The sequence below is a fragment of the Enterobacter sp. HK169 genome, assembly GCF_001719105.1.
GTDB lineage: Bacteria > Pseudomonadota > Gammaproteobacteria > Enterobacterales > Enterobacteriaceae > Enterobacter > Enterobacter asburiae_B.
In genome coordinates this window covers 3,887,931-3,914,578 of record NZ_CP017087.1, presented here as the reverse complement: position 1 = coordinate 3,914,578, position 26,648 = coordinate 3,887,931, and the positions used below count along the sequence as shown (strand labels likewise).

Here is a 26,648-nt window from a genome sequence, read left to right as displayed (position 1 = left end):
TTCCTGTATTAGCTAAATGTGTTAGTGACTTCCTGCAGGTCACGATCGTCCAGCTCACGTTCAAAACTGCGCAGACGTTTGTAGATGGACATCAGTTCTACCAGGGTGGTCCAGGAGCTGATCAGGTACTGGAACGACCCGCGAACCTGACCGAAAACGTTGGTGATCTGCGTCATCAGACCGAGCGTAATCGTACCCGCAACAATCGACGGGAACAGCAGGAACAAACCGAAAACGTTATCGACCTGCAGATACAAAATACGGGCAATGTTGAAATACATATAGTGGAAGTAGAGTCGGAAGTAGTTACGACGCACGGCGCCAAACAGCTCGCGGACGGTTGGCGGCGAGGCGCGGTTGGCGTCATCTTCGCCGTAAACCAGTTCTTTACGGTAAGCGGCTTCCACGCGTTGATTTTTAAACTCCAGGCCCGGCAGTTTGATCCCCACCACCGCCAGCAGGCCCGTGCCCATCAGCGACCAGACGATCGCGGCAATCACCAGACCATAAGGAATATGGCCGACAATCGGCAGATCCGGCACGTGCGCCGAGAGCGTTACCAGCACGGGCAGGAAGGCGATCAGCGTCATGATGGCGTTGATAAAGCTGACGCCCATGTCTTCAAGGGTGGAGGCAAAACGCATGGTGTCTTCCTGCACGCGCTGCGCGGCGCCTTCGATATGGCGCAGGTGCTGCCAGTGCGCCATGTAATGTTCATTCATCGCGGTACGCCAGCGGAAAACGTAGTGGCTGACGAAGAAGTTGTTCATCACGCCGATGATCACCGCAATAAGGGCGATACCGAGGAAGATCCCGACTTCATGGTAGAACTGGTTGATGGTCACCTTATGCGGCGAGCTCAGCGCGGTCTGGATCAGATCGTAGAACGGCGCATACCAGGCGTTCACCGCCACGCCCACCTCCACGAGGAACCAGGTGACAAAGATAATTAGCGATGTGCCGAGGATAGACCAGTACTGCCAGCGGTGCGGAGAATACATAAACCAGAACAGCGCAAACAGCCCCACGCATACCGTGTAATAGGCGTAAAACAGCAGATAGCTCAGCGACCAGAAGCGCGCCGCGCTAATCGGCACCTCGCCCGTTGCTCCCGTGATGCGCGTCAGCCATGCGCCGCCGCCCGCCTGCCAGAAAATGACAGCGATGAGTGCCCAAATAAATGCCGACAGGAAAAAAGGCCCCGGCTTTGGGAAAAAAGACTTAAACATAATGCTTCCTTCTTGTTGTTATGGCTGTTGCTGTGCACAACACGTTACCACACGAAAAACCTGCCCGAGCCAGCCTCCCGACTCAGGCAAAAAGGTCAGACCCGAGGGTTGATTATTAGTTCGCTTTCCAGTTTTCGAGAATTGTTTCGGTGCGTTTCACCGCGAGAGGATTCGCCGGCGCGATGAAGTTACGCCAGACGTCGTTGTGGTGGTTAATCAGGATCCGCGCATCTGCCGCCGGGCGATTGGCGGTAGTATGGGCATCTTCCGCCACGGTGATGTGATAACCCCGGCTAACGCCGTTCTTGATCGTCGCATCGACGCAGTAATCGGTGGCGCAGCCGCAGATGACAAACTCGCGAATGCCCTGCTCACGCAGCAGCGCCTCAAGCACGGTGTTATAGAAGGCATCACAGGCGGTTTTGGTCACATATAGCGCGTCAGCTGGCTGATGGAGTTCAGGCAGTAGCGCAAACCCTTCACTTCCCTCTTCCAGGCCCCCTGCCTCGGTATGCTGAATAAAAATGACCTTGTCGGCTGCCTGCGTAAGCTGGTTGATCAGAGAGACACATTTTTCGCGCTGATGACGAGGGGTTTCAAATACCCCGTTCTGCATATCGACAACCATAACCACACGCTTCTCAGACATACCGTTCTCCGTAAGATTGAGTGACACTGGTGCCTATCATAAGCCCGATGTCACAAAATGGGAGATGGCTCGTAAGTAAATTGTTCATATTTACCCATGGTTACGTTTTTCTCGCTATCGTTATGCAATTCGGGGCATTGCGCGGTACCGATTAGTAGTATAAATACCCATTACTTTCTTCATTCACTTCATGGATGCTTTTCGTTGAAACGTTGTCTGCTCTCTTTTGCCGCGCTGTGTGCGGTGAGCTTTTCTACCGCCCAGGCAGCCCAACCGCTGACGGCGCCCGTTTTAGCTTCAGATATTGCCGATCGCTACGCGAACCTTATCTATTACGGCAGCGGCGCGACCGGGATGGCGATGGTCGTCATCGACGGCAACCAGCGTGTATTCCGCAGCTTTGGCGAGACGCGCCCAGGAAATAACGTTCACCCGCAGCTGGATTCCGTTATCCGCATCGCGTCCTTAACCAAGCTGATGACCAGCGAAATGCTGGTGAAATTGCTCGATCAGGGCGTGGTAAAACTCGACGACCCGCTCAGCAAATACGCGCCTCCAGGCGCCCGGGTTCCAACCTATCAGGGTACGCCGATTCGGCTTGTGAACCTTGCCACCCACACCAGCGCCCTGCCGCGTGAGCAGCCAGGCGGGGCGGCGCACCGTGACGTATTTGTCTGGCCAACGCGCGACCAGCGCTGGAGCTACCTGAGTACCGCCACGCTGAAGGCGGCGCCGGGTTCACAGGCCTCTTATTCAAACCTGGCCTTTGACCTGCTGGCGGACGCCCTTTCAACGGCGGCTGGCAAACCCTACACGCAGCTTTTTGAAGAGCAGATAACCCGTCCGCTGGGTATGAAAGACACCACCTTTACCCCATCTCCGGATCAGTGTCGTCGCCTGATGGTGGCGGAGAAAGGCGCTAGCCCCTGTAATAATACGCTCGCGGCCGTGGGCAGCGGCGGGGTCTATTCCACGCCTGGCGACATGATGCGCTGGATGCAACAGTTCCTTTCCTCAGATTTCTACGCACGCAGCAGCCAGGCCGATCGCATGCAGACCCTGATTTATCAGCGCACTCAGCTGCAACGCGTCATCGGGATGGACGTGCCGGGTAAAGCCGACGCGCTCGGTATGGGCTGGGTCTATATGGCTCCGAAAAATGGCCGTCCGGGTATTATTCAGAAAACCGGCGGCGGCGGCGGATTCATCACCTATATGGCCATGATCCCGCAGTCAAACGTGGGCGCATTTGTGGTGGTCACCCGCTCCCCGCATACGCGTTTCGTCAATATGAGTGACGGGATTAATAACTTAGTGGCTGAACTGAGCGCCAATAAAGCCCAGGTTCTCACCGCGTCTAACTAATTTTAATATTCCGTGGGCAAGCGGTTGATGCTGACCAGCTTGCCCCGGCTCATGTTGATATAATTTCCCTGCCTCAGGGCGGCAAGCACCTCGGCAACAACGGAACGTGAAATTCGTGTGCTCTGTTGAATATGATTCATCACACCGATTTTTGAACGCAGCGTTTCATCCCATTCCGCCATATTCAGCAGCATCGAGCGGATCTGATGATAGGAATTATTTCCCACCAGCTGCTTATCGCGTTTCTCGAGAATGTAAGTTATCCAGGATAACCAGCAGAAGGCCTCTTTCCAGAGTGAATACTGCTGGATGAGTTGACGGGTGGTTTCCGTGGGCAAATAAAAACCGGTACAGGCCGTTTTAGCAATCACCCTGTATTCGTGAGAGTGATTAATCACCACCGTAGACAGCCCGAATATAAAAGGGGCAGTCGCAATCCCCACCAGCAATTCATCAGAAGTTCGATAAACCTCAATAACGCCGGTTTGTAATACGATCGTACAAGGCTCATTCCATTCGCCTGACGTAATTAATTGCTGGGGCGCACATGTAAAAGGGGTACTGGCCGCTGTTAAATACTGTTCGAGCCGGCGTAATTCAGAAAGCGGTTTCGCATTAACGTTCATGCAGACCTCAAGTCATCCGTATTTGTCGGTCCAATATTATTTTTATTGCTTCTATAAAAAGCGGGGGAGATAACCACTCCCCCGCTTTTATTCATTACCAGGTATATTTCACGCCCAGATTTGCGCCCCAGTTCTGATCAACGTCGCCGCCGCCCAGATAAGTGGCATCGGTGTACGCACTGAAGTTCTTCGTGAAGCTAAACTGGGTGCCCAGCCCTACCCGCACAGCGGAGCCTTTCACGCCGTTATCAATGCTGTCACCGTTAATATCGGCATTGTTATCGGCATCGTCATAGACGTAGGCCAGTTTGAAGTAAGGCGTCAGAGCCTGTTCGCCGCCGTAGTTGAAGGTGTAACCCGTATCAACACCGAGTTCATAACGCAGGCTATCGTATGATTGTCCATCTACGCGCATGTCATTGCTCAGACGATAATCATCGCCAGACTGGAACAGGCCAGATACGGCTGCATATGGCGTAACGTAGCCAGAGAGGTTTGGTTTCCAGTCATAGCCCAGCTTCAGCCCAAAACCAACAGCATCATTCGTGGTATTGCCGTCAACATACTTACCGTTGCTCATGTTGGCAGAGAGATCGCTGTTGAAGCGGGTGTAGCTCAGGGAGCTGTCGAGGAACAGATCGTTCATGAACTTCGCTGACGCATAGATCATCGCAGTCTGGCTATCCTGATCGACCTGACCGGTACGATCGCTGATATCACCCTTCGCGAAACCTGCCGCACCACCGACGATCCACTTCGCGTTATTACCGTCAATCTGGGTGTCCAGACCCACCATAATGCCGCTCACGTCCTGATCGTAGCTGATAACGCCATTGTCACCGTCGAAGTTGCCACCGAAGTAGCTCACCCACGCCCCGCCGTTATCCGCCAGGCCGTGACGGCTGTTGGTCAGACGCGTGCCGACGGTATCCTGCTGCAGATTCCAGATATTGGTATTGGCAGATGGGATGCTCAGCGCCATATTGGCAGAGTCGGTCAGCTCTTTCTGCTGAAGGACAACGGCGTCACCCTGCTGCTGCGCCTGATAGGTGTAAGCACCTAAATCGGCTTTGTTTGCGGCAGTAAAGCTGGCTGTGGTATCCGCGTTATTGTCATAGACGCGAATAATCTCTTTGTTTTTGTAATCGGCAACGGAACCGGCACCGGTCGCATCGTCGATGCGCACCTGGTAGTTACCTGCAACGTCACCGTTTACTGACAGATGGCCATTAGAGTTAATCGCCACAACACCGTAGTCGTAATCGGCATTGTACTTATCGTTAGTGATATAGCGTGCGTTGTTCAGATCGCTGTTCAGGACGTAATCACGACTGGCAACGTTCAGCACCCCGCCATCGGTCAGTTCCATATTATGCGTATCAACCTGACCCAGCCCCAGCGCCAGCTCAGCACCGTTATCCACGGTGATGGTGTTGGCATACAGTTGGGCCGTTTCTTCCGTCAGTGCCGCACGGCTATAGCTGTCCAGATACAGATGGTCGGTCGCCACAGCACCGCTGTCTCCAATATTCATTGATGAAGCATTGGTCAGGGTGATGGAGTCCGCCAGCAGATCAGAGTCTTCAACGTTAACCTGAGACTGGTTGTTTACCGTCAGCGTGTCGATGTTTGAAAGCTTGCGGGTATCCCACTCAGAGCCATTATCCAGCGCGATGTTAAACAGCCCGCTCTGATATACCGCTTCACCCGTAACGTGTCCGTTGCTGTCATAAATGGAATCCGGCCAAATGCTGTTAGGGGATAAGCTACTCCAGTCTACGTTGCTGTAGCCCAGGCCATACATCTGCGCTGGGCCGATAGCCTCGACGCTGGACTGTGCTGCACCGACCCATTTGCTGCCGTTGGTCAGGGTGACATCCAGCTTATCGGTGCCATCCCAGCCGTTGGTGGTTGGGTTATAGACACCGTCTGCACTCGTATCCGTTGCCGGATCGCCGTTCGGATAGAAGTTGTTGTCGAAGGTGCTGGAGAACAGAATATCGCCAGTAACGGTGGAATGATCGAACGTGGCAGTGGTCTGCATCGCGTTATCAGACGCGCTAGCGGCAACGATCAGCGCCGCATCATCTGCTGGCGTGGCATTCGTTTCACCGTAGTCGCTCGGTTTCGCGGTTTGACCGTAGAACCCGCTGGTTCCCAGATCGCTGTACGCGCCTGAGGTCAGAACGGAGTCTTTCACCACCAGCGTGTCGGTAAATACTTTGCTGCTGTTGGCTACGCCTTCAACACCGTCGTAAGGAGTGTTATCCGACTCCTGATAACCCTGCGTCAGGGTAATACCGGCAATGTGGGAATTATTCTGGATAACAATATCGGACTCTACATCCAGGGTAATCGCATTACCCAGATTATACGTGTCCAGATAGTGTCTTTCCGTATTTTCCCCATTCACGACATCATACGCATAATGCTCATAGGTATCGTTAATGGTGGAATTATCTACGGTCAGGCTAAAACGATCGTATTGAGAATGGTTGGTGCCATCGGTATCCAGGCCGTCAGCACACGAGGGGGTCATACACTTAGAGGTAATCATGCCATTAATGGTACTGTTGGAAATGCTTAACGCATTCGCCCGCCCATTGATGCCATCATCCAGATAGTATGTTGAAATAACACCATTCACGGTGCTTTTATTAATCACCGGATAAATATCACCGTCATGGGTAGCGCCTGAGTAATCCCAGTCGGCATAGCCATAATACCAGGGGGTGGAAGCGGTATTATCGTATCCGAATGTATTATATGTCGTACCGGAAATATCCTTCGCATTTGCCTGAGAAGCGATAGCCAGGGTGCAGGCTAATGCAAGTTGAGATACAACGAGTTTCTTTTTCCATGTTTGCATTGGGTCATCCCTCCTCAGGGACGTAAGCAAGTTTGTCCATCAATGATTTTGCAATGTTTAATTGCGGAGGGAATTATGCATTTTCATTTCGAAAAGGTTCAATGAATGTTTCCATTAAGTCCGTATCCAGACTAATAACACATCAAAACCGAGAAAGCATCTGTCACTACAGATAAATATTATAAAAACAAAGCATTAAAATACAGACACAACAATAAGACACATATAAAAATATATAATGAATCATTTTCAATGATGTTTTCTATTTAATATAAAAACAATATGAATAACTCATCTCCATTTCGGCGTTATACTGCCCTGCATTATATATTGATGCCAGAAAGCCAGACCCATCACATTTTACAAAAATAAAATGCCCACTTTTACCAAAACACCTGTCTTCACTTTGAGGTACACTAGCCTTCTTTGTTCCACAAACATCAGGCATACCATGACCGATTTAATTGCACGTCCCCGCCGCCTGCGCAAGTCACCTGCACTGCGCGCTATGTTTGAAGAGACAACCCTGACCTTAAACGATCTGGTGTTGCCGATTTTTGTCGAAGAAGAGATCGATGACTACAAAGCCATCGAAGCCATGCCGGGCGTAATGCGCATTCCGGAGAAATATCTGGCGCGTGAGATTGAACGCATCGCCAACGCGGGGATCCGCTCGGTGATGACCTTCGGCATCTCTCACCATACCGATGCCACCGGCAGCGACGCGTGGAAAGAAGATGGCCTCGTTGCCCGCATGTCGCGCATCTGCAAAGAGACCGTGCCGGAAATGGTGGTAATGTCAGACACCTGCTTCTGCGAATATACCTCTCACGGCCACTGCGGCGTGCTGTGCGATCACGGTGTCGATAACGATGCCACCCTGCTGAACCTCGGCAAACAGGCGGTCGTGGCTGCCGCTGCGGGTGCGGACTTCATCGCGCCCTCTGCCGCAATGGACGGACAGGTTCAGGCGATCCGTCAGGCGCTGGACGCGGCGGGCTTTACCGACACCGCAATCATGTCTTACTCCACCAAATTTGCCTCCTCATTCTACGGCCCGTTCCGCGAAGCGGCCGGTACGGCGCTGAAGGGCGATCGTAAAACCTATCAGATGAACCCGCTGAACCGTCGGGAAGCGATTCGCGAATCCCTGCTCGACGAAGCCCAGGGCGCAGACTGCCTGATGGTGAAACCAGCGGGCGCGTATCTCGATATCCTGCGCGACATCCGCGAGCGCACCGAGCTGCCATTGGGCGCTTACCAGGTCAGCGGCGAGTACGCGATGATCAAATTCGCCGCGCTGGCCGGTGCGATTGACGAAGAGAAAGTGGTCCTCGAAAGCCTCGGCGCCATCAAACGCGCAGGCGCGGATCTGATCTTCAGCTACTTCGCGCTGGATCTGGCCGAGAAGAAAATTCTGCGTTAATCCGCTTTAGCGCCGGGTAGCGGCTTCGCCTTACCCGGCCTGCTCTAATCTTCACCAAACTGCAATACAACCGACATCTGCTCCTTCTACTGTCTTCGCAAGACGGCAGGAGGAGTAACCATGTTTAGCCTCGATAGCGTTCTCGACGATCTTTGGCCTCAGGCGAGGCCTGCACCCTGGCAAAAAAGTCTGTTAAAAAGACTGTTTTACGAAGACGAATTTCAGCAATTTGCCGCAGCACACCGCCACCTGAAAGGACTGGATATGGTGGAGCAAGTTCTGGAACACCTTGATATTCTCTGCACCGTTTCCGCCCGCGATCTTGAACAAATCCCCGAACATGGCCCGCTGGTCATTATTGCTAACCACCCGACGGGCACGCTGGACGGCCTGGCGCTGATGTACGCCGTCTCCCGCGTGCGACGCGACGTTAAAGTCGTGACCAACCGGATGCTGACCCACCTTGAGCCCCTCAGCTCGCTGTTTATTCCGGTGGATAATATGGGCGGCAGGACGGCGAAATCGTCCCTGGTGCAGATGGAACAGCATCTGCAAAACGCAGGCGTGCTGATCTTCTTCCCGGCCGGAGAAGTTTCCCGCCCCACGCGCAAGGGCATTCGCGATAAAAAATGGCACTCTGGCTTTATCAAACTCGCCAGCAAGCTGCGCGCCCCGCTGCTGCCGGTGCATATTCAGGCGCATAACAGCCTGCTCTTCTATGCCAGCACGCTGGTCTCCCCGACGCTGTCGATGCTGTTGCTGATGCAGCAGATGTTCCGCCGCCGCCACAGCCAGCTGCCGATTAAAATCGGCCAGCAGATTGCCTGGCATCACTGGCACAGCGCCACCCTTTCGTCGCGTGAGATGGCCGAACAGTGCCGTCAGCACGTGATGCGTCTTGGCAAGGGATTGCCTGGCGTCTTTAAAACCCAGTGCGCCATTGCCCGTCCGGAAGACCGGGCCACCCTGAAACGCGCGCTGGCGCAGGCCGAATGTCTGGGCAATACCAGCGACGGTAAAACCATCTATCTTTGGCAGCGCAACGGTCAGGAAGACGCTCCGCTGCTGCGCGAGCTTGGCCGCCTGCGCGAGATTGCCTTTCGCGCGGTCGAGGAGGGGAGCGGCAAACGCCGTGACACCGACTGCTACGATGATGATTATATGCATCTGATCCTGTGGGATGATGAGGATCTGGAGATCGTCGGCGCGTATCGCTTTATGCCGACCGCCAGACAGGTTGAACGTCGCGGTCTGGAAGGGTTGTATAGCTATAGCCTGTTCCACTACGACGACAAAATGCAGGACGTACTGGAGCACGGCATTGAGCTGGGGCGCAGCTTTATTCAGCCGCGCTACTGGGGACGCCGTGGCCTGGACTATTTATGGTCCGGCATTGGGGCCTACCTGGCGCGTTATCCGAACTACCGCTACCTGTTTGGCCCGGTCTCCATTTCCGGCGGCTTACCGCCTGCCGCGCGGGATCTGCTGGTGGCCTTTTACCGCCTGTGGTTCCCGGCAACGCATCCGCTCGCCGCGTCACGTCAGCCGTATCCCGCATCACTGCCGGACGTGCTCGCGCAGTTTGGCGGCGTGGATTACGTGGACGACCTGACAAAGCTGAAATCCCTGCTCGGCAATCTGGGCTGCGGCATTCCGCCGCTCTACAAGCAGTATTCCGAGCTGTGTGAACCCGGCGGCGTGCAGTTTATTGATTTTGGCAGCGACCCGGCGTTTAACGACTGCGTCGACGGACTGGTGCTGGTGGATTTGTGTTACCTGAAGGCGAACCGCTATCAGCGGTATATAGAGGCGCATTTAATACCCTCACCCCAGCCCTCTCCCTAACAGGGAGAGGGTGAAAACCGCACCGGGCAGTCCCCTCGCCCCTTTGGGGAGAGGGTTAGGGTGAGGGGATCAAGGCGCACGGTAGAACGGCTTATCCCCCAGGATCGTCGCCCGCTGCATAATCCGGCGCTGCGGAAGATAGTCCGCATTGGCGTAGTGCTGCGTCACGCGGTTATCCCAGATCGCCAGGTCATTCTCCTGCCAGCGCCAGCGCACCTGAAACTCGGGCCTGGTGATATGCGCGAAGAGGAAGCTTAACAGCGCCTCGCTCTCTTTCTCCGTCACATCCACAATGCGCGTCGTGAACCCTTCGTTCACGAACAGCGCCTGCTTGCCGGTGACCGGATGGGTCCGCACGACCGGGTGCAGCAATGGAGGATGTTTCGCAACCGCCTCCTGCCAGCGCTGATGCTCCTCTTCCGTTTTGCGGTACTTGTACTCCTGGAACGATTTTTTGAAGTCGTGCTCCGCCCGCAGCCCGCTCAGCAGCGTCCGGAACGGCGCGGAGAGCGCCTCATACGCCGCAATCCCGCTGGTCCACAGCGTATCCCCCCCGGTTTCCGGCAGCAGCTTCGCCGCCAGAATCGCCCCGGCGGGCGGCGTCTCGATAAAGGTCACGTCGGTATGCCAGTTGTCGTTGTCCGGCGGGTTATCGTTGTGGGTGTCCAGAACGATAATCTCCTCCACCCCCTCCGCATGCGGATAGACAGGGTGGATATGCAGATCGCCAAAGCGCAGGGCCAGAGCGCGCTGCTGCTGCGGGGTGATCGCCTGTTCGCGCAGGAAAACAACCTGATGGCGCAGCACCGCGTGGTACAGCTGCTCGAACTGGTTATCGCTCAGCGGACGGGTCACATCCAGGCCCGATACCTGCGCGCCAATGTACGGCCCCAGCGGGGTAATGGTCAGACGTTCACTCATTGTATTTCTCCATGCCAGGGCGTAAGGCGACGCTGTAACGCGCGCAGCCCCAGTTCTAATCCGAAGGCGATCGCGGCGATCACCGCGATCCCTGCCAGCACCACGTCAGTCGCCAGGAACTCTCCCGCCGACTGCACCATAAAGCCAAGGCCGCGCGTGGCCGCAATCAGCTCTGCCGCCACCAGCGTGGACCAGCCCACGCCGAGGCCGATGCGCAGCCCGGTTAAAATCTCCGGCAGCGCGCCCGGTAAAATCACGAACAGCAGCACCTGCGTGCGGCTGGCACCCAGCGACTGCGCCGCGCGGATCCGCACCTGCTGGGCGCTCTTCACGCCCGCCAGCGCCGACATGGCAACCGGGGCGAAAATGGCCAGATAAATCAGCAGGATTTTTGACGTTTCACCGATGCCGAACCAGATCACCATCAGCGGCAGATAGGCCAGCGGCGGCACCGGACGGTAAAGCTCAATCAGCGGATCGAGAATACCGCGCACCGTCGGGCTTAAGCCCATCGCGATCCCGACCGGTATCCCGATAATTACCGCTGCCAGCAGCGCCACCAGAATACGCGCCAGACTGGCTCCAAGGTGCTGCCAGAGCGTGGCATCCATAAAGCCCTGCGGCCCGGCGATGGTAATGAGTTTGGCCAGCACCTGGCCCGGCGGCGGCAGAAACAGCGGGCTGACCCACTGCTGGGCAGCAACCGCCCACCACACCGCCAGAAGCACCAGCAGCGTACCGACGCTCAGCGTGATTTGGCGCGAGAAAGGCCAGCGCAGCGCCAGACGCGTGCGGCGCGTTTTTTCACTGAAGACGATGCTCATGAGAAAGCCTCCCGTTGTTCAAACACGCGGCTTAAAACGTATTCACGCTGTTCGATAAACAGCGGATCGGATTTGATGCTGCGCACGGGCTCTCCCGCGACGTAGCGGCGGGCGAAATCCAGCGGCAAGCGCTCCAGCACGCGGCCCGGCCCCGGCGAGAGCAGCACCAGCTCCGTCGCCATAAACACCGCCTCTTCGATATCGTGGGTAATCAACAGCACCTGCTTGCCCGTCTCGTGCCACAGGCGCAGCAGCAGGGTTTGCATCTGCTCGCGGGTGAAGGCATCCAGCGCCCCGAACGGCTCGTCCAGCAGCAACAGCTGCGGATTCGCGGCCAGCGCGCGGGCAATACCGACGCGCTGACGCTGGCCGCCGGAAAGCTGCCAGATAAAGCGTTTTTCCGCCCCTTCCAGCCCCACTTTTTTCAGCATCGCCCGCGCCATTTCCAGCCGCTGTTCGCGGTTGATGCCCGCAAGCTGTAGCCCAAACGCCACGTTTTCCTGCACGTTGCGCCAGGGAAGCAACCCTTCGTTCTGGAAGACCACGCCGCGCTCGGCGCCCGGGCCTTCCACCTTTTTGCCTTCCAGTTGAATGGTGCCATGCTGATAAGGGACAAACCCGGCGATCAGATTCAGCAGCGTGGTTTTTCCGCACCCGGACGGGCCCAGCACCACCAGCAGTTCACCGCTGTCCAGCGTCAGGTTGATGTCCTCCAGCGCGGGCTTACCACCGTAATCGGCGTACAGGTTCGTAATATTCAGCATGGCGTACTCCTTATTTCACAAAACGATCGGTCACGTACTGGCTGTAATCCGCCGCTACCGCAGGCACTTTGCCCTGCTCTTTCAGGAAGGTGGCGGTATCCACAATCGCTTTGTTCACCGGCCCGGTCAGCTGCTGCACCTGCTGCGCGGGGGTCAGATAGGTATTGCCTTTCACCAGCCCCGGCACGTCCGCTTCCGGCACGCCGCTCAGGCGGGAGAGTTTTTCCAGGTTGGCGGGCTGCTTCAGCCATTCATCCGGGTTAGAGATGTACGGCTGCTGGGCGTCAATCGCGCTTTTGGCGAAGGATTTCACCACTTCGGGATGTTTCTCGGCGAAGTCCTTGCGCACGACCCACACGTCGAGGGTTGGCGCGCCCCACTGGCCCACTTTTTCAGAGTCGGTCAGCACGGTGCCGTCTTTTTCCAGTTCGTTCACTGCCGGAGCCCAGACGTAAGCCCCGTCAATATCGCCGCGCTGCCAGGCGGCGATAATCGCCGGCGGCTGCAGGTTGATGATTTGTACCTGACCCGGCTTGATGCCCCAGTGTTTGAGGGCCGCCAGCAGGCTGTAGTGGGTGGTGGAGATGAACGGCACGGCAATGCGTTTGCCGATCAGATCTTCCGGTTTGGTGATGTTTTTCTTCACCACCAGCGCTTCAGAGTTACCGAGCTGCGAGGCGAGCAGGAAAACCTCGATCGGCACCTGCTGGCTGGCCGCAACCGCCAGCGGGCTGGAGCCGATATTGCCGATCTGCACGTCGCCGGAGGCTAACGCACGCACAACGGACGCCCCGCTGTCGAACTTGCGCCAGTCGACTTTCGCGCCGCTCTCTTTCGCAAAGGTGTTGTCCGCCTGCGCGACTTTCGCCGGTTCCGCAGAGGTTTGATACGCGACGGTGACGTCCACCGCCTGCGCCTGAAATGCCCACAGCGCCAGGGCGCCGAGAAGTGTGATTCGCGATGAAATTGCCATAATGTCTGCTCCCCTTGTTGTTATGAGGGCAGTATTTCCGGCGCGGGAATTTTGATAAAGGAATAAAAATGAATCGCTCATAACGATTCGTTTTTAGATAAAAAGCGGGAAAGGATAGTTGGTTTTGTGCGGTTCGTTTTTTCCCCTCTCCCTGTGGGAGAGGGTCAGGGTGAGGGCATCAGCGCTGCGCGTTCAGCTCAGCAATATCCTTCGGCGTGGTGCGACAGCATCCACCAATCAGCTTCGCGCCGGCTTCCAGCCACTGCGGCAGATACCCCGCCAGCGTCTCGCACGCTTCACCGTGGTGGTGCCAGGTTTTGGTTACCGCGTCATAATGCTCGCCTGAATTCGGATAGACCACCAGCGGCAGCGACGTCAGGCTTTGCAGATGCTTCAGCGCCGCCGTAGTGTTTTCCAGGGCGATGCAGTTAATGCCCAGCGCGACAATCTGCGGAGAGTTTGCCAGCGCGCTGACCACCTCACGCAGCGGCGTGCCGTCGCTCAGGTGTTCGCTGTCGCGCAGGGTAAAGGAGAACCACGCCCGGGCGCGGGGGTACCCGGCCAGAAGCGCCGCCAGCGCCTTGATCTCCACAAACGAAGGCAGCGTTTCGCAGGCCAGCAGGTCAGCGCCCGCATCCAGCAGCGCTTCCACGCGCGGGCGGTGGAAGGCAGTAAACTCCCCGGCGCTGCGCACGTAGTCGCCGCGATATTCTGAGCCATCCGCCAGATACGCGCCGTACGGCCCCACGGAGCCCGCCACCAGCAGCGTGCCCGCGTGCGGGTTTTCGGCCAGGTACGCTTCGCGCGCCTTACGCGCCAGCTCCACGCTTTTACCGATCAGCGCGCGGGACTGCGCTTCGTCCAGACCGCGCGCCGCAAACCCCGCAGGCGTGGCCTGATAGCTGGCGGTGATCGCCACCTGTGCCCCAGCCCGGTAGTAATCGAGATGCACTTCACGGATGAGTTCCGGGTTTTCCACCAGCACTTTGGCTGACCAGAGGCTGTCTGCCAGGTTACAGCCGCGCGCTTCCAGCTCCGTCGCCATCGCGCCATCCAGCACCACAAACGGCTGTTTTTCAAGGATGGCGGTAAGCGGGTTATTCTGCGACATGTTCAGGCTCCTGCGATGTCATATTTCGGGTCAGGTAGTACGCACCATAACACAGGGCGACAAACGGAAGCCCGCAATAAAGGGCAATGCGCTGGCTTGGGTCAAACCACAGGCCGACACAGGCCACCACGCAGAGGATAAAACCGAGCACCGGCACCAGCGGATACCACGGCGCGCGGTACTGCAGCGCAGAGAGCGGCTGGCCGGACTGCAGATGACGGCGACGGAAAACGAAGTGCGACGCGCAGATGCTGATCCACACCGCCACCACCGCAAAGCCAGAAATCGCCGAGAGCGCGACAAACACCGTGTCCGGGGCCACGACGCTGGAGAACAGCGCCAGCACGCCGCCGAGCATAGAGACCGAGAGCGCCGTCAGCGGCACGCCGTTTTTGTTCACGCGGGCAAAGCAGCGCGGCAGCGTTTTCTCATTCGACAGCGACCACAGCATGCGCCCGGAAGCGTACAGGCCCGAGTTCGCCGCCGAGAGGATCGCCGTCAGGATCACGAAGTTAACGATGTCTGCCGCGTAAGGAATACCAACCTTTTCAAACACCAGCACGAACGGGCTCTTTTCCACGCCCGCCTGCTGCATCGGGATCAGCGCCGCCAGCACAAACACGGTGCCGATAAAGAAGATAATCAGGCGCGCAATGGTGGTGCGGATCGCAACCGGAATCACCTTGTGCGGATTTTCCGTTTCGCCCGCCGCGATGCCGATGAGCTCCGTCCCGGAGAAGGCAAAGTTCACCGCCACCATGGTCATCAGGATCGGCAGGCCGCCGTGCGGGAACCAGCCTTCGGCGGTGATGTTGCTTAAGCCCGGCGCGGGGGAACCGTCCTGCATCGGGATAAAGCCAAAGACCGCCGCCCCGCCAAGGATAATAAAGGCGATAATGGTGATGACTTTGACCAGAGAGAACCAGAATTCGCCTTCCGCAAAAAAGCGCGTAGAGATGACGTTCAGGCCAAAAATCACCACGCAGAAGACCACGCACCATGCCCAGACGGGCACCTGGGGGAACCAGTACTGCATGCAAAAGCCCGCGGCGGTGAAGCTGGAGCCGAGCGCCACCGTCCAGGTGAGCCAGTAGAGCCACGCCACGGTGTAGCCCGTCGCCGGGCCAAGATAGCGGGCGGCATAGACGTGGAACGCGCCGGTTTCCGGCATCGCCACGGAGAGCTCGCCCAGACACTGCATCACCAGCCAGACCACCAGCGCGCCTATCAGGTACGCCAGCAGCGTGCCCGCCGCCCCGGTCGTTGAAATGATGTATCCGGTATTGAAGAATAACCCTGTCCCAATCACGCCACCCAGCGAGAGCATAATCAGGTGGCGTGTTTTCATGGTGCGCTTAAGCTGCCCATTTTCTTGTTGTGTTTGCATATTACCTTCTATACGTATGGACATCTAAACATCCAAAGAGGGTGTGTTATACCGCGATTGTTAATAAAAAGCTAGATGACCAGACGCAAACGGGCACGCCTCGCGCTGAGTCTGGGGTGGGTCGTGAGGATCACATAGAGAATCGGACGCCAGGCCATAAGCACCTCCGCAAGCAGATACTTACAGCATGGTGCGGGAAGCGGCGATCTTCGGTCAGTCGAAAGTGGTAACGATGAACCCTCGGATCATACTTTTACGCTTCCCTCATGGTATGTCGCCACCAGGCAGGCATCATGTCGTCGAAGGAGTGATTTTCCGGGGCAAACTCCGGCTGGTCCGGATCGTCAAACACGCCAGTAAATAAGGCAACGGTGGGTGAATCATCAATCGCGCCAATTGAACTGCCGCAGGTGGGGCAAAACGCCCGGCTGGAGTAGTACGACGATCGCCATGTCGCCGGACGTCCGCCCGGACCGATCCACTGCACGTTTTCCGCCGGAAACTCAATCCATACGACGGTTTGTGCGCCGGTGTGTTTCTGACAGATATCGCACGAGCAGGTGTGCACATTGCCCCCATTCGCAGCGGTAAAGCGAACCGAGCCGCATAAGCACCCACCTGAAAAGACCTTTTCCATGCTGTCGTCCTGAGCTGTTTAAAATCTCATCAAAACATAACACATTATTGAGGTCTGTATGCCGGGTCAGACGCGAAGCCATCGCCCGGCACGCCAGCGGCAGAATTATTGGTAAATCCTCAAATCAGTTCTATAGTCGACTCTGCTTATTCGTTACCAGGAATCACTATGCGCTTTAATGGACTGACCAAAGGTTTCTTCATTTTTATTCTCGCCCTCGTCACCTGGGCCTTCTTCGACATACTGTCGCCCTACTTCTCCGCGATACTGTGGGCCGCCATTCTGACCGTCATCTTCAATCCGGTAAAAAACAGGCTGCGCGCCGCGCTGGGGGATCGCAACGGGCTCGCCTCGCTGTTGACCATTGGCATTATCTGCCTGATCGTTTTTATTCCGTTGATGGTGATCCTCTCCTCGCTCGCCATTGAGCTGAACGTGGTTTACACGAAGCTTCAGGAGAACAACACCCAGTTCCCGGAAGTGGTGGCGAGCATCTTTAACCATCTGCCTGACTGGGCCAGCGGCTTCCTGGCGGATCACAACCTGACCAACTCGGCGCAGATCCAGAAAAAACTCTCTGATGTCGCCCTGCAGGGCGGGCAATATCTCGCCGGCAGCGCGTTCCTGATTGGCAAGGGCACGTTTGGCTTTGCGATTAGCTTCGGCATCATGCTTTATCTGCTGTTCTTCCTGCTGAAAGACGGCCCGTATCTGGTGCGCCAGATCCTCGACTCCCTGCCGCTGTCTGATTTCGCCAAGCAACACCTGTTCGCCAAATTCGTCGGCGTGTCGCGTGCCACGGTAAAAGGAACGGCGGCGGTGGCGGTGGTTCAGGGCATCCTCGGCGGGATTGCGTTTGCTATTGCCGGTATTGACGGCAGCGTGCTCTGGGGCGCGCTGATGGCCTTCCTCTCGCTGGTGCCCGCCATCGGCTCGGCGATTGTCTGGGTGCCCGCCGCCATCTTCCTGTTCGCCACCCATCAGCTTTGGCAAGGGCTGTTTATTGTCGGCTTCTTCGTGATTATCGTCGGGCTGGTGGACAATATCCTGCGCCCGCTGCTGGTCGGGAAAGACACCAAAATGCCGGACTACCTGATTCTGATCTCCACCCTCGGCGGCATGGAGCTGTATGGCATTAACGGCTTTGTGATTGGGCCGCTCATTGCCGCGCTGTTTATCGCCTGCTGGAATCTCTTCTCAGGGCGCGATCACGAAGGTAACGCCGAAGAGCTGGACCCCGACTTCATCGAAGAAGGAAAAAATCCTCCAGAATTGTGAGGATGTGACGATATAGACCACACCAGGCGGCGCTGTGCCGCCTTTTTTTTCGCCTTAAATCAAACGTTTTCTATAATTTGAAAGAACGCCATCCTACTCATGTCGTAAAAGGATCATCAGGTGCGAATCGCAACGATAACAAACTGGGCCTACGGTGCCACGGTCTGCCTGACCATCGCCTCCGGCATCATCATGCTGATGGCGTCCAGTGCTGATACCCTCGAGCGTCAGGCCGTTGAACAACGGCAGAAATTTGATCAGCTAACGGAAGATATCGAAACCGATATCTGGGCCCAGTCTGATTTAGCACGGCTGTACGTCATTAAAAAAGATCCTCAGGTTCTCAAGGAATATGACCAGGCGGAAAACAGCCTGAAGAGCATCGAGCTTCGGCTGGAAAAGTTGCAGGATAACGGCGCATCGGATGAAGAACTGGCCCTGCTGCATGAAGGAATAAAGATCGTCGATGAGCTGCAGGACGAACAGCAAACCGCCCTTTCCAGCCTTGAGCGAGGAGAAGACGCGCAGGCCGTTGCGCTACTCTACGGTGCGCCCTATGAGCAGGAGCTGGAGCGCGCGCAGAACCAGCTCGATCACTTCCGCCAGATACTCGACAAACGCGTCATCGCCTCCGTTCAGGACGCGACAAAAAAATCGAAAGCGCTGCGTACGGCCTCTGAGCTGATGGTCGGCCTGACCGCCCTGCTGTTCCTGTTTGTTCTCGGCTTTATATTGAAGCGCCGCGTGCTGCGCCCCGTGGTGCGCCTGAGCGACGTGGTGCACCGCCTGGCATCCCAGGATTACGCGGTTGAAACGCCCAATTTCAACCAGATTGATGAGATTGGCGATATGGCCCAGGCCATCCGCATCTTCCGCGAAAACGGCCTGGCGCGACAGCGTCTGGAAAAAGAGCGCGATGCCGACTGGGCCATCCGCGAGCTGCTGGCGCGCATGACCCAGCGGCTGCAGGGGTGTGAGAACTTTAACGATGTGATTAACGTGGCGGAGCTGTTTGCGCCTAATATCGCGCCGGGGATCGCGGGGCGACTTTACGTCCTTGACCGGGAGCCATGGCAGATGCGCTGCGTCGCACACTGGCTTTCACCGGTTGGGGAAGAGACGAGCTTCCACCCGGACGAGTGCTGGGCCGTGCGCCGCGGGCAGAGCCACCCGCCGGTAAACGGTGAGCCGGATATCGCCTGCTACCATCTGCCGTCCTCCCAGGCGGAAAGCTCGCTGTGCGTGCCGCTTATCGCCCAGGGCGAGGCCATTGGCCTGCTCTCCTTCCAGAATATTACGGCGGACAACGCCCCTTCCCGCGCCTATCTGGAGCTGATGGCCGAAGCGCTCGGGCTGGCGCTGGCCAACCAGCGTCTGCGCGACGCGTTGCTGGAAAAAGCCTTGTTCGACCCGCTCACCGGCCTGCGTAATCGTCATCATCTGGAAGATACCCTGCAAACCCAAACGGCACAGGCGTTGCGCACCGGCGAACCGTTAAGCTGCATGATGATCGACATCGATCACTTCAAGAGCATCAATGACCGCTTCGGCCATGAAGCGGGCGATCAGGTGATTAAAAGCGTGGCGTCAATTGTTCAGCGGGCCGCACATGACAACGGACTCGCATTCCGCTACGGGGGCGAGGAGTTTCTGGTCCTGCTTCCCGGTGCCGATGAACCAGAGGCGCACGCCTGCGCGCAGAAGATTTACAATAGCGTGCATGAGCTGTCGCTTCGCTACGGGCTGACCGAGATTGGGCCGGTGGATGTGTCGATTGGCATTGCCAGCTACCCGCAACATGCCCAGACTGACAACCTGCTGCGCGCCGCGGATGTGGCCTTGTACCGGGCGAAAGAGCTGGGCCGCGCGCGGATTGTGAGCTTTGGGATGCTGGAGGCGGGTTAGCGGATTATCGCTTTATTCGCGCGTTACCTCAGTAATCAACATCGACAATCCATTCATGTAGTGACTTTTTTTAGCCTGCTCGCGGTATTTGGTTGGGGAGAGCCCATATTGATTCGAGAAGGCTCTGCTGAACGTTGACGGCTCCTCGTACCCTAACATCGTGAATATATCTGAAACAGAGAGCTGCGTATGTCTGAGCATATGCGCGGCTTTTTCAAGTTTCCGGCTTCGGATATAGAGACCTATACTTATGCCACACTCCTGGCGAAAGTTCCGTTGAATGTAAGCCAATGAATAACCGGATTTCCGCGCCACATCTAAAACGGTAATGGGTCTGTATAAATTCGAGTCAATCCAGTGAGTAAGAGACTTAATTACAGCTTCACGATCTTTTAAGAGAGTAAACTTTATACACATAAGTATCCACGAAATTTTATTTACAAGAAGGCCGTTGGCAAAGTCATCCAATGACAATTGAAAATAAATATTCCTAAAAGAAAAATCACCCTAATAATAGGGTGAAAGAACGCTTACTGTATTTTATAAAGATGTCTTTGCTACATCCTCAATTTTTTCAGGACCATACAGTTTCATAAACGCATTAACGGAGGCCTGCGCTTTCATGACGATTTCACTTTCGTCAGGCTGATCCTTTCTTGCTTTTAAAAGCAAGGGCTCCAGTATGTCGGCCTGGAGAAGAGAACGAAAATACTCGGCCGCCAGCACAGGATCATCTTTTCTTAAAATATTTTGATTCATTAAATCGGTAAAAAGCGCCGAAACATTTGAACGCAGTTTTTGCATTCGCGCATAATATAATTCTCCGATACCCGATCTTCCGGCCTCGGAAATCATTAATCTTTGCAAATCCACAATATCCGGAGAGCAAATATAGCGTAAAAAGGCAACGGCAAATTGCTCGATGACCAGCTGTGGTGATTTTCTGAAAAGGCGCACCTGCCCCGCAGTTTCAATAGTCATGCTCTTTATATACTGTTCAGTTTCTGAAGACATGCATTCTACAAATAGCTCTTCTTTCGAAGAAAAGTGACTGTAAATTGTCGATTTTGAGCCACCAACAATCGCGTTAATCTCCGAGATAGACGTGGCATCAAATCCCTTTTGTCGAAACAGTCCGGATGCGACTTCCAGAATCTGTTGCCGTTTAAGCGCTCTTTTATCCATATGTTTCCTCGTTAGTTTAGGTGTCTGGCCGGGGCCAACACTTTTTGTTCTCTGATTTCGGAATCACGTCAGATAGTAGGGTTCGTAATCGTACTGACGAGTACATTTTCATTTGACGGCGCTCAGAAGTCAAGATATAAAGTGTACCGTACTGTACAGTACTGCATTTGGACTTCCCTATGACCAGCATGACGAGCGTACTGATGAAAGGTTTTCAGGAGACACTTCCGAGGTGTCGTATTTCCGGTTTAACCCGGTCCAGGATAGTGATGAGCTGTGTTGTCATTTCCGCCATCAGTATGAGCGGATGCGCCATGATCCCCGATCCTGGCACCCCACCGCCTATGAAGACGGTCACACAACTTAAAAGCGATCAAAGTTTCCCGCACCAGAACGGCCAGTGGCCGAAAGATTACTGGTGGAAGAAATACGGTGACGAGCAGCTCAACGGGCTGATTGATGACGCGCTTAAAAATTCCCCCACGCTTAACATCGCCGAAGCTCGCGTGAAACAGGCGCAGGCGATGACGCAAAGTGCGAGCGGTTCGCTTTTCCCTGAGGTCACCGCAAACGCCAGCTTTATGCGGGACAAAATGAGTTACAACTATGTGACGCCTGAAAGCGCAACGCCTCAAAACTGGAACAGCTATGGGCGCACCACGCTTGATATGAGCTGGGAAATTGATTTTTGGGGTAAAAACCGCGCAGCGCTCGCGGCTGCGACGTCTGGTGAAATGGCGGCGGTAGCGGAAGAAGCACAAACAAGGCTGGTGCTCTCTTCTTCTATTGTTACCGTTTACGCGGAGCTGGCGCATTTATACACCGTTCGCGAAACGCTTAACGACACCCTCACTATACGAACCAGTACGCTCGCGTTGTTCCAGCAACGGCATGACGCGGGGCTTGAAGATTTATCCAGCCTGCAACAGGTTGAGACGCGTCAACTCAACGCAAAAGCAAACCTGGTGGCAATAGATGAAGCTATTGCGATCAAAAAACATGAGCTCGCTGCCCTGATCGGCGATGGGCCTGATAGATCGCTGGCAATAACCGCGCCTAAGGCAACGCTTTTAGCGCATGAGGAACTTCCTCCCAATATTGCGCTGGATCTGATTGGTCGCCGTCCTGATATTGTCGCGGCACGTTTACGCGCCGAGGCGGCAGCAGAGCAAATCAAACAGAAAAAAGCCGGTTTTTACCCCAGCGTTAATCTGGTTGCCTTTGCCGGGTTCCAGTCATTGGGTATTAACAACCTTACCCGGAGTGGCTCAGCAATTGGCAGCTTTGGCCCGGCCATATCGTTGCCAATATTTAATACGCAGAAGCTCCAGGGTGATTTGAAATACGCCAGCGGTGAATATGACATTGCCGTGCAGGTTTATAACGACACGTTAACGAATGCACTTCGGGAAGTGAGCGATGCGCTCACCAGCAGAGCCTCTCTTAAAGACGAGATGCTTTATTCTCAGGGCGCAGTCACGTCGGCAGAAAAGGCGTATTCCCTCACCAGACAAAGGTATGAAGGAAAGGTTGCTGATTATCTGGACGTGTTGTCCTCGGAAGATGAGCTGGTCGCGGCCCGCCGAAAATTAGCCGACGTAAATTCTCGCGCTTTTACGATTGACGTCGCATTAGCGCGTGCATTGGGCGGCGGATATACCTCGAGCAAACAGTGATTTTTTAACACCAGGTTAATTACTAAATAGTGGAAAGAAAGGAAATAAAATGAGTCATTCTGCAGCTATTGAAAATCAAAATATTGAATCATCCGATATCAAAAAGAAAAAAAGAAAACGTTTATTCTCTTATCTCGCATTAAGCATCGCGCTGGCAGGCGCAGGCTCGTTCGCCTATTGGGAATTAGTGGGTTCCCGATATGTTGAAACCGATAACGCCTATACCGATGTCGAGTCCGCGCAGCTCTCTTCTGCGATCACCGGTACGGTCAGTGCCATCCTGGTCACGGATTCTCAGGTGGTAAAAAAAGGCGATGTTCTGATCCAGCTGGATCCCACTGACGCAGAGTTAGCGCTTAATCAGGCGGAAGCAAACCTGAACCTGGCCATACGGCGGGTAAATGGATACAAGGCCACCGACACAAAACTCGGCGCAGAAGTTGTGGCGAATGAAAAAGAGCAAAAACGCCTGCTGGCCCAGGTTGATGCTGCAAACGCTGACTTCCAGCGCGCGACGGTTGACCTCAAGCGACGCGAAGCGTTAATGCAGACGGGTGCGATTTCAGGCGACGAACTGACGCGAATTCAAAACGTTTACGCTTCCGCACTGGCAAACCTGAATGCAGCTAAAGCGGCCGTGGCGCAAGCAGATGCAGCAAGACAGGCGGCTGTGGGCGCAAGACAGGCGAATGCCGTGATGATTGATGATGCAAATACCGAAACCAACCCGGAAGTTGCTCTCGCCAGAGCCAAGCGCGATCAGGCCAGACTGGATCTGGAAAGAACCGTGATCCGTTCGCCTGTCGATGGCGTGGTTGCTCGTCGCCAGGTCGAGCTTGGACAACGCGTCCAGCCTTCCACACCGTTATTGTCCGTGGTGCCGGTGCAGCAAATTCACGTCAATGCCAACTTCAAGGAAGTTCAGCTCCAGCATGTGAAAGTGGGACAGAAGGTAGAACTGGTAAGCGATCTGTATGGCGATAGCGTGCCTTTCCATGGAACGGTCGAAGGCTTTGATGGCGGCACCGGCGCAGCGTTTTCAATTATTCCTGCGCAAAACGCAACGGGTAACTGGATCAAGGTTGTTCAGCGTTTGCCGGTGCGCATCAAACTCAATGCTGATGAGCTTGCTGCACATCCGCTGCGGGTTGGTCTGTCCATGAAAGCGACAGTTAACTTAAAAAGTGAATAACGGAAACCAGGCCATGTCTACATTAGTTATCGATAATGAGCCGCCATCGCTGAAAGGCGGTATGTTATGGATTGGTGCCCTGGTACTTGCAATGGCTAACTTTTTAGCCGTGCTCAACATGACCATTGCAAACGTCACTCAACCCAACATGGCTGGTGCCCTGGGCGCAGGAACCAGCCAGGGCACGTGGATCATCACGGCCTATGCCGTGGCTGAAGCCATTACGGTACCACTATCAGGATGGTTAACCACACGGTTCGGCGGCGTACGCGTTTTCTCCGTTTCCGTGTTCATGTTCGGTATTTTCTCTTTGCTTTGCGGCCTTTCCACTTCGCTGGGAATGCTGCTGCTGATGAGGGTTTTTCAGGGCATGGCGGGAGGCCCCCTGATGGCCTTATCACAAACGTTACTGCTGCGTATTTTCCCGAAAGAAAAATCCATGCAGGCGACGGGATTATGGGCGATGACAACATTGCTGGCGCCCGTAATAGGCCCGGTACTGGGTGGCTGGATTTGCGATCATTACAGCTGGTCGTGGGTGTTTATCATCAACGTTCCGATGGCAATCGCTTTTTCAGTCGTGGCGTGGTCAGTACTGAAAATCTTCGAAGATACGCTGGTTAATAACTCTATTGATATCGTTGGGTTTATTTTATTGGTGATCTGGGTTGGTGCCCTGCAGATCATGCTCGATGAAGGGAAAGACCTTGACTGGTTTGCCTCAGAAGAAATTTGCGTTCTGGCGATTATTGCCTGTATCGGCTTTTTAAGTTTCTGTATCTGGGAGCTGACCGCTGAGCATCCGATCGTCGATATCAGAGTGTTTCGCCATCGCGGTTTTTCGGCCAGCATGTTTGTGCTCGCACTTGCGTTTGGATGTTTTTTTGGTCTGAATGTCCTCACGCCTTTGTGGCTACAATATAACTTAGGGTATACAACAACATGGGCAGGGATTGTGGTGGCCTGGGGCGGACTTTTGCAGGTGGTATTTTCTCCGGTTGCCGCTAACCTCTCCAACAAAATCGATCCGCGCATTCTTATCTTCTTTGGCTGCGCCTGGCTGGGTCTCGACACCTTCTGGCGATCCTATGCGACGACCGATATGGACTACTGGTCCATCTGCGTACCTTTGTTATTCATGGGCGTTGGAATGCCGCTGTACTATGTCCCGATTACGGGGCTTGCAATGGGCTCTGTAGATGAAACGGAAATGGCTTCAGCCGCGGGGCTAATGAACTTTGTTCGAACGTTATCGGGTGCATTTGCCACATCGCTCGTAACGACGTCATGGCAAGACCAGCGCTATATTGCGCATGACAAACTGGCGTCCGTCGTCGACCCTACTGGCGATGTTTCGCACTACATTAGTTCGGCCCCTCAGCAAGGTGGACAATTTGTGCGTGAGCTTTTTGACAAGATGGTAAACAGCCAGAGCATGATGCTGTCGACCAATAATCTGATGATGTCGATCGGCGTGATATTTTTTATCGCTGCATTTGCAATTGCATTAGCGCCTAAACCTTCGCGCGTGGTGGATGCCGCGTCTGTAGGACACTGATATTTATTCAGCACAAGGACGTGAGTATCAAAAAAACAGAGAAAATCTGATGGACAGTAAATCATATACGCCGGGCAGTCGGGATATTTTGTACAAGAAAATATTCCTTTCAATTTCCGAAATGAAATATCTTGAAAGGGAAATAAAAAAGTTCAACTGGCTAGAACGTACTTTTTTAAGGAAAAAAGAGTTCTATAAAATGCAATATCACAAAAGCAAATGTGACAGCAATTTCTTTAGATTTATCAACAGCGGGCAAGACAACCAGAATACGTTAATTCATATCCTTGAACAATTACCTGAGAACCATCCTGACCGAACATGGCTGACGGGCTTTCTGCTTTGAAACCATCGGGCAAGTAACGTAATAAGCCGTTTCCCGGCTGATTAACATTCCGGATGTGACATATATAAAAACGCTAAATTCAGGTTAACATCATGAAAATGAGTGACTTTCAATGTCTTATTGAAAAGAATAGCGATTATAAGGATGTTTGTCTCACCATTCTTCTAATACTGCAGGTTTTAACTATTTTTATCATTTCCCCTGTGACGGAGAGCGAACATAAAAACTATCACTGGCTAAACAATGCATTGTTCTCAGCGATGGCCTTGATTTCGGTATTCATTGTTTCGAAGGATATAAAAAGGTATCTGGCTATCCTCAGTTTTTCTTTTTGTCTGGTCGGGTTGGCCGTCGGGTCAACAACGACCACGCACAAAACCACAGGGATACTGGTTCTCCTGTCAGGGATTTTTTTCTGTCTCAACGTTAGCTGGATTGTGGCAAAACAGGTTTTCGATGAGGGTGTTGTGACGCTTCATCGCATTCGCGGCGCCATGGTTATCTATCTGAATATCTCACTTTTGTTTGCGCTGCTGGACTGTTTACTGGTGGGATTCATTCCAGATGCATATACAGGAATATCGGACGATAACTCAATTGAAACGATGCTTTACTTCAGCCTGACCATGCTAACCACCCTTGGCTATGGAGATATTCTGGCAATACATCCTTTTGCACGTAATCTGGCGATGCTTGAAGCGGTGATGGGTCAATTCTATATGGGTACGATGATCGCTATTTTAGTCGGTTTACATATAGCACAGAGGGCTCCTGCGTCAAAAAAATGAATAAACGCTATTTTTAACATGCCGGATATATATCTTTTTGCTGGCAGAAAAAAGTGGACGCTTCCCAGTGGAAGAAGCGTCCAAAAATCAGGCA

General features: G+C 54.5%; 23 protein-coding genes. 10 read left to right on the top strand and 13 right to left on the bottom strand.

Annotated elements, in window-relative coordinates; all coding sequences use genetic code 11:
- Positions 1-8: 8 nt before the first annotated feature.
- Positions 9-1,229, bottom strand: a complete 1,221-nt coding sequence (gene sbmA, locus EnteroDNA1_RS18555) for a peptide antibiotic transporter SbmA (protein ID WP_048975247.1) — start codon at positions 1,227-1,229, stop codon at positions 9-11.
- 115 nt (positions 1,230-1,344) lie between these two features.
- Positions 1,345-1,878 (bottom strand): isochorismatase family protein, encoded by a 534-nt coding sequence (locus EnteroDNA1_RS18550; RefSeq protein WP_033144738.1) that lies wholly within the window; start codon positions 1,876-1,878, stop codon positions 1,345-1,347.
- Between the two features lie 204 nt (positions 1,879-2,082).
- Here EnteroDNA1_RS18550 and ampH point away from each other — a divergent pair, with 204 nt between their 5' ends.
- A complete protein-coding gene (gene ampH, locus EnteroDNA1_RS18545; RefSeq protein WP_023310524.1) occupies positions 2,083-3,243 on the top strand; it encodes a D-alanyl-D-alanine-carboxypeptidase/endopeptidase AmpH in 1,161 nt (386 codons plus the stop codon).
- Between the two features lie 2 nt (positions 3,244-3,245).
- On the opposite strand, the gene EnteroDNA1_RS18540 is transcribed toward ampH, so the two are convergent.
- Positions 3,246-3,869: a helix-turn-helix domain-containing protein gene (locus EnteroDNA1_RS18540; protein ID WP_033144736.1), complete on the bottom strand. Its 624-nt coding sequence runs from the start codon at positions 3,867-3,869 to the stop codon at positions 3,246-3,248.
- Between the two features lie 94 nt (positions 3,870-3,963).
- On the bottom strand, positions 3,964-6,738 hold the full coding sequence (locus tag EnteroDNA1_RS18535) for an autotransporter outer membrane beta-barrel domain-containing protein (RefSeq protein WP_069303720.1): 2,775 nt from the start codon (positions 6,736-6,738) through the stop codon (positions 3,964-3,966).
- 451 nt (positions 6,739-7,189) lie between these two features.
- On the opposite strand from EnteroDNA1_RS18535, the gene hemB reads away from it, so the two are divergent.
- Positions 7,190-8,164 (top strand): porphobilinogen synthase, encoded by a 975-nt coding sequence (hemB, locus tag EnteroDNA1_RS18530; protein WP_028017695.1) that lies wholly within the window; start codon positions 7,190-7,192, stop codon positions 8,162-8,164.
- 120 nt (positions 8,165-8,284) lie between these two features.
- A complete protein-coding gene (locus EnteroDNA1_RS18525; RefSeq protein ID WP_069303719.1) occupies positions 8,285-10,009 on the top strand; it encodes a lysophospholipid acyltransferase family protein in 1,725 nt (574 codons plus the stop codon).
- Positions 10,010-10,078: 69 nt separating this feature from the next.
- Here EnteroDNA1_RS18525 and tauD read toward each other — a convergent pair whose 3' ends face one another.
- The 7 genes from tauD to EnteroDNA1_RS18490 all read right to left on the bottom strand — a co-directional run bounded on the left by tauD (position 10,079) and on the right by EnteroDNA1_RS18490 (position 16,626).
- Positions 10,079-10,930, bottom strand: coding sequence for a taurine dioxygenase (gene tauD / locus EnteroDNA1_RS18520; protein ID WP_033144732.1), 852 nt, complete (start codon positions 10,928-10,930; stop codon positions 10,079-10,081).
- Positions 10,927-11,754, bottom strand: coding sequence for a taurine ABC transporter permease TauC (gene tauC / locus EnteroDNA1_RS18515; protein WP_010427972.1), 828 nt, complete (start codon positions 11,752-11,754; stop codon positions 10,927-10,929). The genes tauD and tauC overlap by 4 nt, the downstream gene beginning before the upstream one ends.
- Positions 11,751-12,518 carry a taurine ABC transporter ATP-binding subunit gene (gene tauB, locus EnteroDNA1_RS18510; protein WP_069303718.1) on the bottom strand — a complete coding sequence of 256 codons (768 nt, stop codon included), beginning with the start codon at positions 12,516-12,518 and terminating at the stop codon, positions 11,751-11,753. The genes tauC and tauB overlap by 4 nt, the downstream gene beginning before the upstream one ends.
- A 10-nt stretch (positions 12,519-12,528) precedes the next feature.
- On the bottom strand, positions 12,529-13,491 hold the full coding sequence (tauA, locus tag EnteroDNA1_RS18505; RefSeq protein WP_069303717.1) for a taurine ABC transporter substrate-binding protein: 963 nt from the start codon (positions 13,489-13,491) through the stop codon (positions 12,529-12,531).
- A 178-nt stretch (positions 13,492-13,669) separates the two neighbouring features.
- Positions 13,670-14,602: a homocysteine S-methyltransferase gene (mmuM, locus tag EnteroDNA1_RS18500; protein WP_069303716.1), complete on the bottom strand. Its 933-nt coding sequence runs from the start codon at positions 14,600-14,602 to the stop codon at positions 13,670-13,672.
- Positions 14,589-15,989 carry an S-methylmethionine permease gene (gene mmuP / locus EnteroDNA1_RS18495; RefSeq protein WP_023334652.1) on the bottom strand — a complete coding sequence of 467 codons (1,401 nt, stop codon included), beginning with the start codon at positions 15,987-15,989 and terminating at the stop codon, positions 14,589-14,591. The genes mmuM and mmuP overlap by 14 nt, the downstream gene beginning before the upstream one ends.
- Before the next feature lie 253 nt (positions 15,990-16,242).
- Entirely contained in the window at positions 16,243-16,626 is a 384-nt protein-coding gene (locus EnteroDNA1_RS18490; RefSeq protein WP_069303715.1) for a GFA family protein, read from the bottom strand.
- A 168-nt stretch (positions 16,627-16,794) separates the two neighbouring features.
- Between EnteroDNA1_RS18490 and EnteroDNA1_RS18485 the strand changes: the two genes are divergently transcribed.
- Together EnteroDNA1_RS18485 and EnteroDNA1_RS18480 are read left to right on the top strand one after the other, a co-directional pair.
- Entirely contained in the window at positions 16,795-17,904 is a 1,110-nt protein-coding gene (locus EnteroDNA1_RS18485; RefSeq protein ID WP_069303714.1) for an AI-2E family transporter, read from the top strand.
- A gap of 120 nt (positions 17,905-18,024) precedes the next feature.
- Complete coding sequence (locus EnteroDNA1_RS18480) at positions 18,025-19,809, top strand: diguanylate cyclase (RefSeq protein ID WP_069303713.1); 1,785 nt, start codon at positions 18,025-18,027, stop codon at positions 19,807-19,809.
- Between the two features lie 12 nt (positions 19,810-19,821).
- Here the strand turns inward: EnteroDNA1_RS18480 and EnteroDNA1_RS18475 are convergent, their stop codons facing one another.
- Together EnteroDNA1_RS18475 and EnteroDNA1_RS18470 are read right to left on the bottom strand one after the other, a co-directional pair.
- Positions 19,822-20,226, bottom strand: a complete 405-nt coding sequence (locus EnteroDNA1_RS18475) for a helix-turn-helix domain-containing protein (protein WP_029739732.1) — start codon at positions 20,224-20,226, stop codon at positions 19,822-19,824.
- 123 nt (positions 20,227-20,349) lie between these two features.
- Positions 20,350-20,994 carry a TetR/AcrR family transcriptional regulator gene (locus EnteroDNA1_RS18470; RefSeq protein WP_048975098.1) on the bottom strand — a complete coding sequence of 215 codons (645 nt, stop codon included), beginning with the start codon at positions 20,992-20,994 and terminating at the stop codon, positions 20,350-20,352.
- A 179-nt stretch (positions 20,995-21,173) separates the two neighbouring features.
- On the opposite strand from EnteroDNA1_RS18470, the gene EnteroDNA1_RS18465 reads away from it, so the two are divergent.
- The 5 genes from EnteroDNA1_RS18465 (at position 21,174) to EnteroDNA1_RS18445 (ending at position 26,554) form a co-directional block, all read left to right on the top strand.
- Positions 21,174-22,670, top strand: a complete 1,497-nt coding sequence (locus EnteroDNA1_RS18465) for an efflux transporter outer membrane subunit (protein ID WP_134211242.1) — start codon at positions 21,174-21,176, stop codon at positions 22,668-22,670.
- Between the two features lie 49 nt (positions 22,671-22,719).
- Positions 22,720-23,862, top strand: coding sequence for an HlyD family secretion protein (locus EnteroDNA1_RS18460; RefSeq protein ID WP_069303711.1), 1,143 nt, complete (start codon positions 22,720-22,722; stop codon positions 23,860-23,862).
- Positions 23,863-23,875: 13 nt separating this feature from the next.
- On the top strand, positions 23,876-25,420 hold the full coding sequence (locus tag EnteroDNA1_RS18455; protein ID WP_069303710.1) for a DHA2 family efflux MFS transporter permease subunit: 1,545 nt from the start codon (positions 23,876-23,878) through the stop codon (positions 25,418-25,420).
- A 49-nt stretch (positions 25,421-25,469) separates the two neighbouring features.
- Positions 25,470-25,766 carry a hypothetical protein gene (locus EnteroDNA1_RS18450; RefSeq protein ID WP_048979327.1) on the top strand — a complete coding sequence of 99 codons (297 nt, stop codon included), beginning with the start codon at positions 25,470-25,472 and terminating at the stop codon, positions 25,764-25,766.
- 92 nt (positions 25,767-25,858) lie between these two features.
- The gene (locus tag EnteroDNA1_RS18445; RefSeq protein ID WP_069303709.1) at positions 25,859-26,554 is read left to right on the top strand and encodes a potassium channel family protein; all 696 of its coding nucleotides are present in this window, start codon (positions 25,859-25,861) and stop codon (positions 26,552-26,554) included.
- Positions 26,555-26,648 lie beyond the last annotated feature (94 nt).

Coding starts and splice junctions, on each gene's coding strand:
- sbmA (WP_048975247.1), bottom strand. CDS start 1,229: ATGTTTAAGTCTTTTTTCCCAAAGCCGGGGCCTTTTTTCCTGTCGGCA.
- EnteroDNA1_RS18550 (WP_033144738.1), bottom strand. CDS start 1,878: ATGTCTGAGAAGCGTGTGGTTATGGTTGTCGATATGCAGAACGGGGTA.
- EnteroDNA1_RS18540 (WP_033144736.1), bottom strand. CDS start 3,869: ATGAACGTTAATGCGAAACCGCTTTCTGAATTACGCCGGCTCGAACAG.
- EnteroDNA1_RS18535 (WP_069303720.1), bottom strand. CDS start 6,738: ATGCAAACATGGAAAAAGAAACTCGTTGTATCTCAACTTGCATTAGCC.
- hemB (WP_028017695.1), top strand. CDS start 7,190: ATGACCGATTTAATTGCACGTCCCCGCCGCCTGCGCAAGTCACCTGCA.
- EnteroDNA1_RS18525 (WP_069303719.1), top strand. CDS start 8,285: ATGTTTAGCCTCGATAGCGTTCTCGACGATCTTTGGCCTCAGGCGAGG.
- tauD (WP_033144732.1), bottom strand. CDS start 10,930: ATGAGTGAACGTCTGACCATTACCCCGCTGGGGCCGTACATTGGCGCG.
- tauC (WP_010427972.1), bottom strand. CDS start 11,754: ATGAGCATCGTCTTCAGTGAAAAAACGCGCCGCACGCGTCTGGCGCTG.
- tauB (WP_069303718.1), bottom strand. CDS start 12,518: ATGCTGAATATTACGAACCTGTACGCCGATTACGGTGGTAAGCCCGCG.
- tauA (WP_069303717.1), bottom strand. CDS start 13,491: ATGGCAATTTCATCGCGAATCACACTTCTCGGCGCCCTGGCGCTGTGG.
- mmuM (WP_069303716.1), bottom strand. CDS start 14,602: ATGTCGCAGAATAACCCGCTTACCGCCATCCTTGAAAAACAGCCGTTT.
- mmuP (WP_023334652.1), bottom strand. CDS start 15,989: ATGCAAACACAACAAGAAAATGGGCAGCTTAAGCGCACCATGAAAACA.
- EnteroDNA1_RS18490 (WP_069303715.1), bottom strand. CDS start 16,626: ATGGAAAAGGTCTTTTCAGGTGGGTGCTTATGCGGCTCGGTTCGCTTT.
- EnteroDNA1_RS18485 (WP_069303714.1), top strand. CDS start 16,795: ATGCGCTTTAATGGACTGACCAAAGGTTTCTTCATTTTTATTCTCGCC.
- EnteroDNA1_RS18475 (WP_029739732.1), bottom strand. CDS start 20,226: ATGTGTATAAAGTTTACTCTCTTAAAAGATCGTGAAGCTGTAATTAAG.
- EnteroDNA1_RS18470 (WP_048975098.1), bottom strand. CDS start 20,994: ATGGATAAAAGAGCGCTTAAACGGCAACAGATTCTGGAAGTCGCATCC.
- EnteroDNA1_RS18465 (WP_134211242.1), top strand. CDS start 21,174: ATGACCAGCATGACGAGCGTACTGATGAAAGGTTTTCAGGAGACACTT.
- EnteroDNA1_RS18460 (WP_069303711.1), top strand. CDS start 22,720: ATGAGTCATTCTGCAGCTATTGAAAATCAAAATATTGAATCATCCGAT.
- EnteroDNA1_RS18455 (WP_069303710.1), top strand. CDS start 23,876: ATGTCTACATTAGTTATCGATAATGAGCCGCCATCGCTGAAAGGCGGT.
- EnteroDNA1_RS18450 (WP_048979327.1), top strand. CDS start 25,470: ATGGACAGTAAATCATATACGCCGGGCAGTCGGGATATTTTGTACAAG.
- EnteroDNA1_RS18445 (WP_069303709.1), top strand. CDS start 25,859: ATGAAAATGAGTGACTTTCAATGTCTTATTGAAAAGAATAGCGATTAT.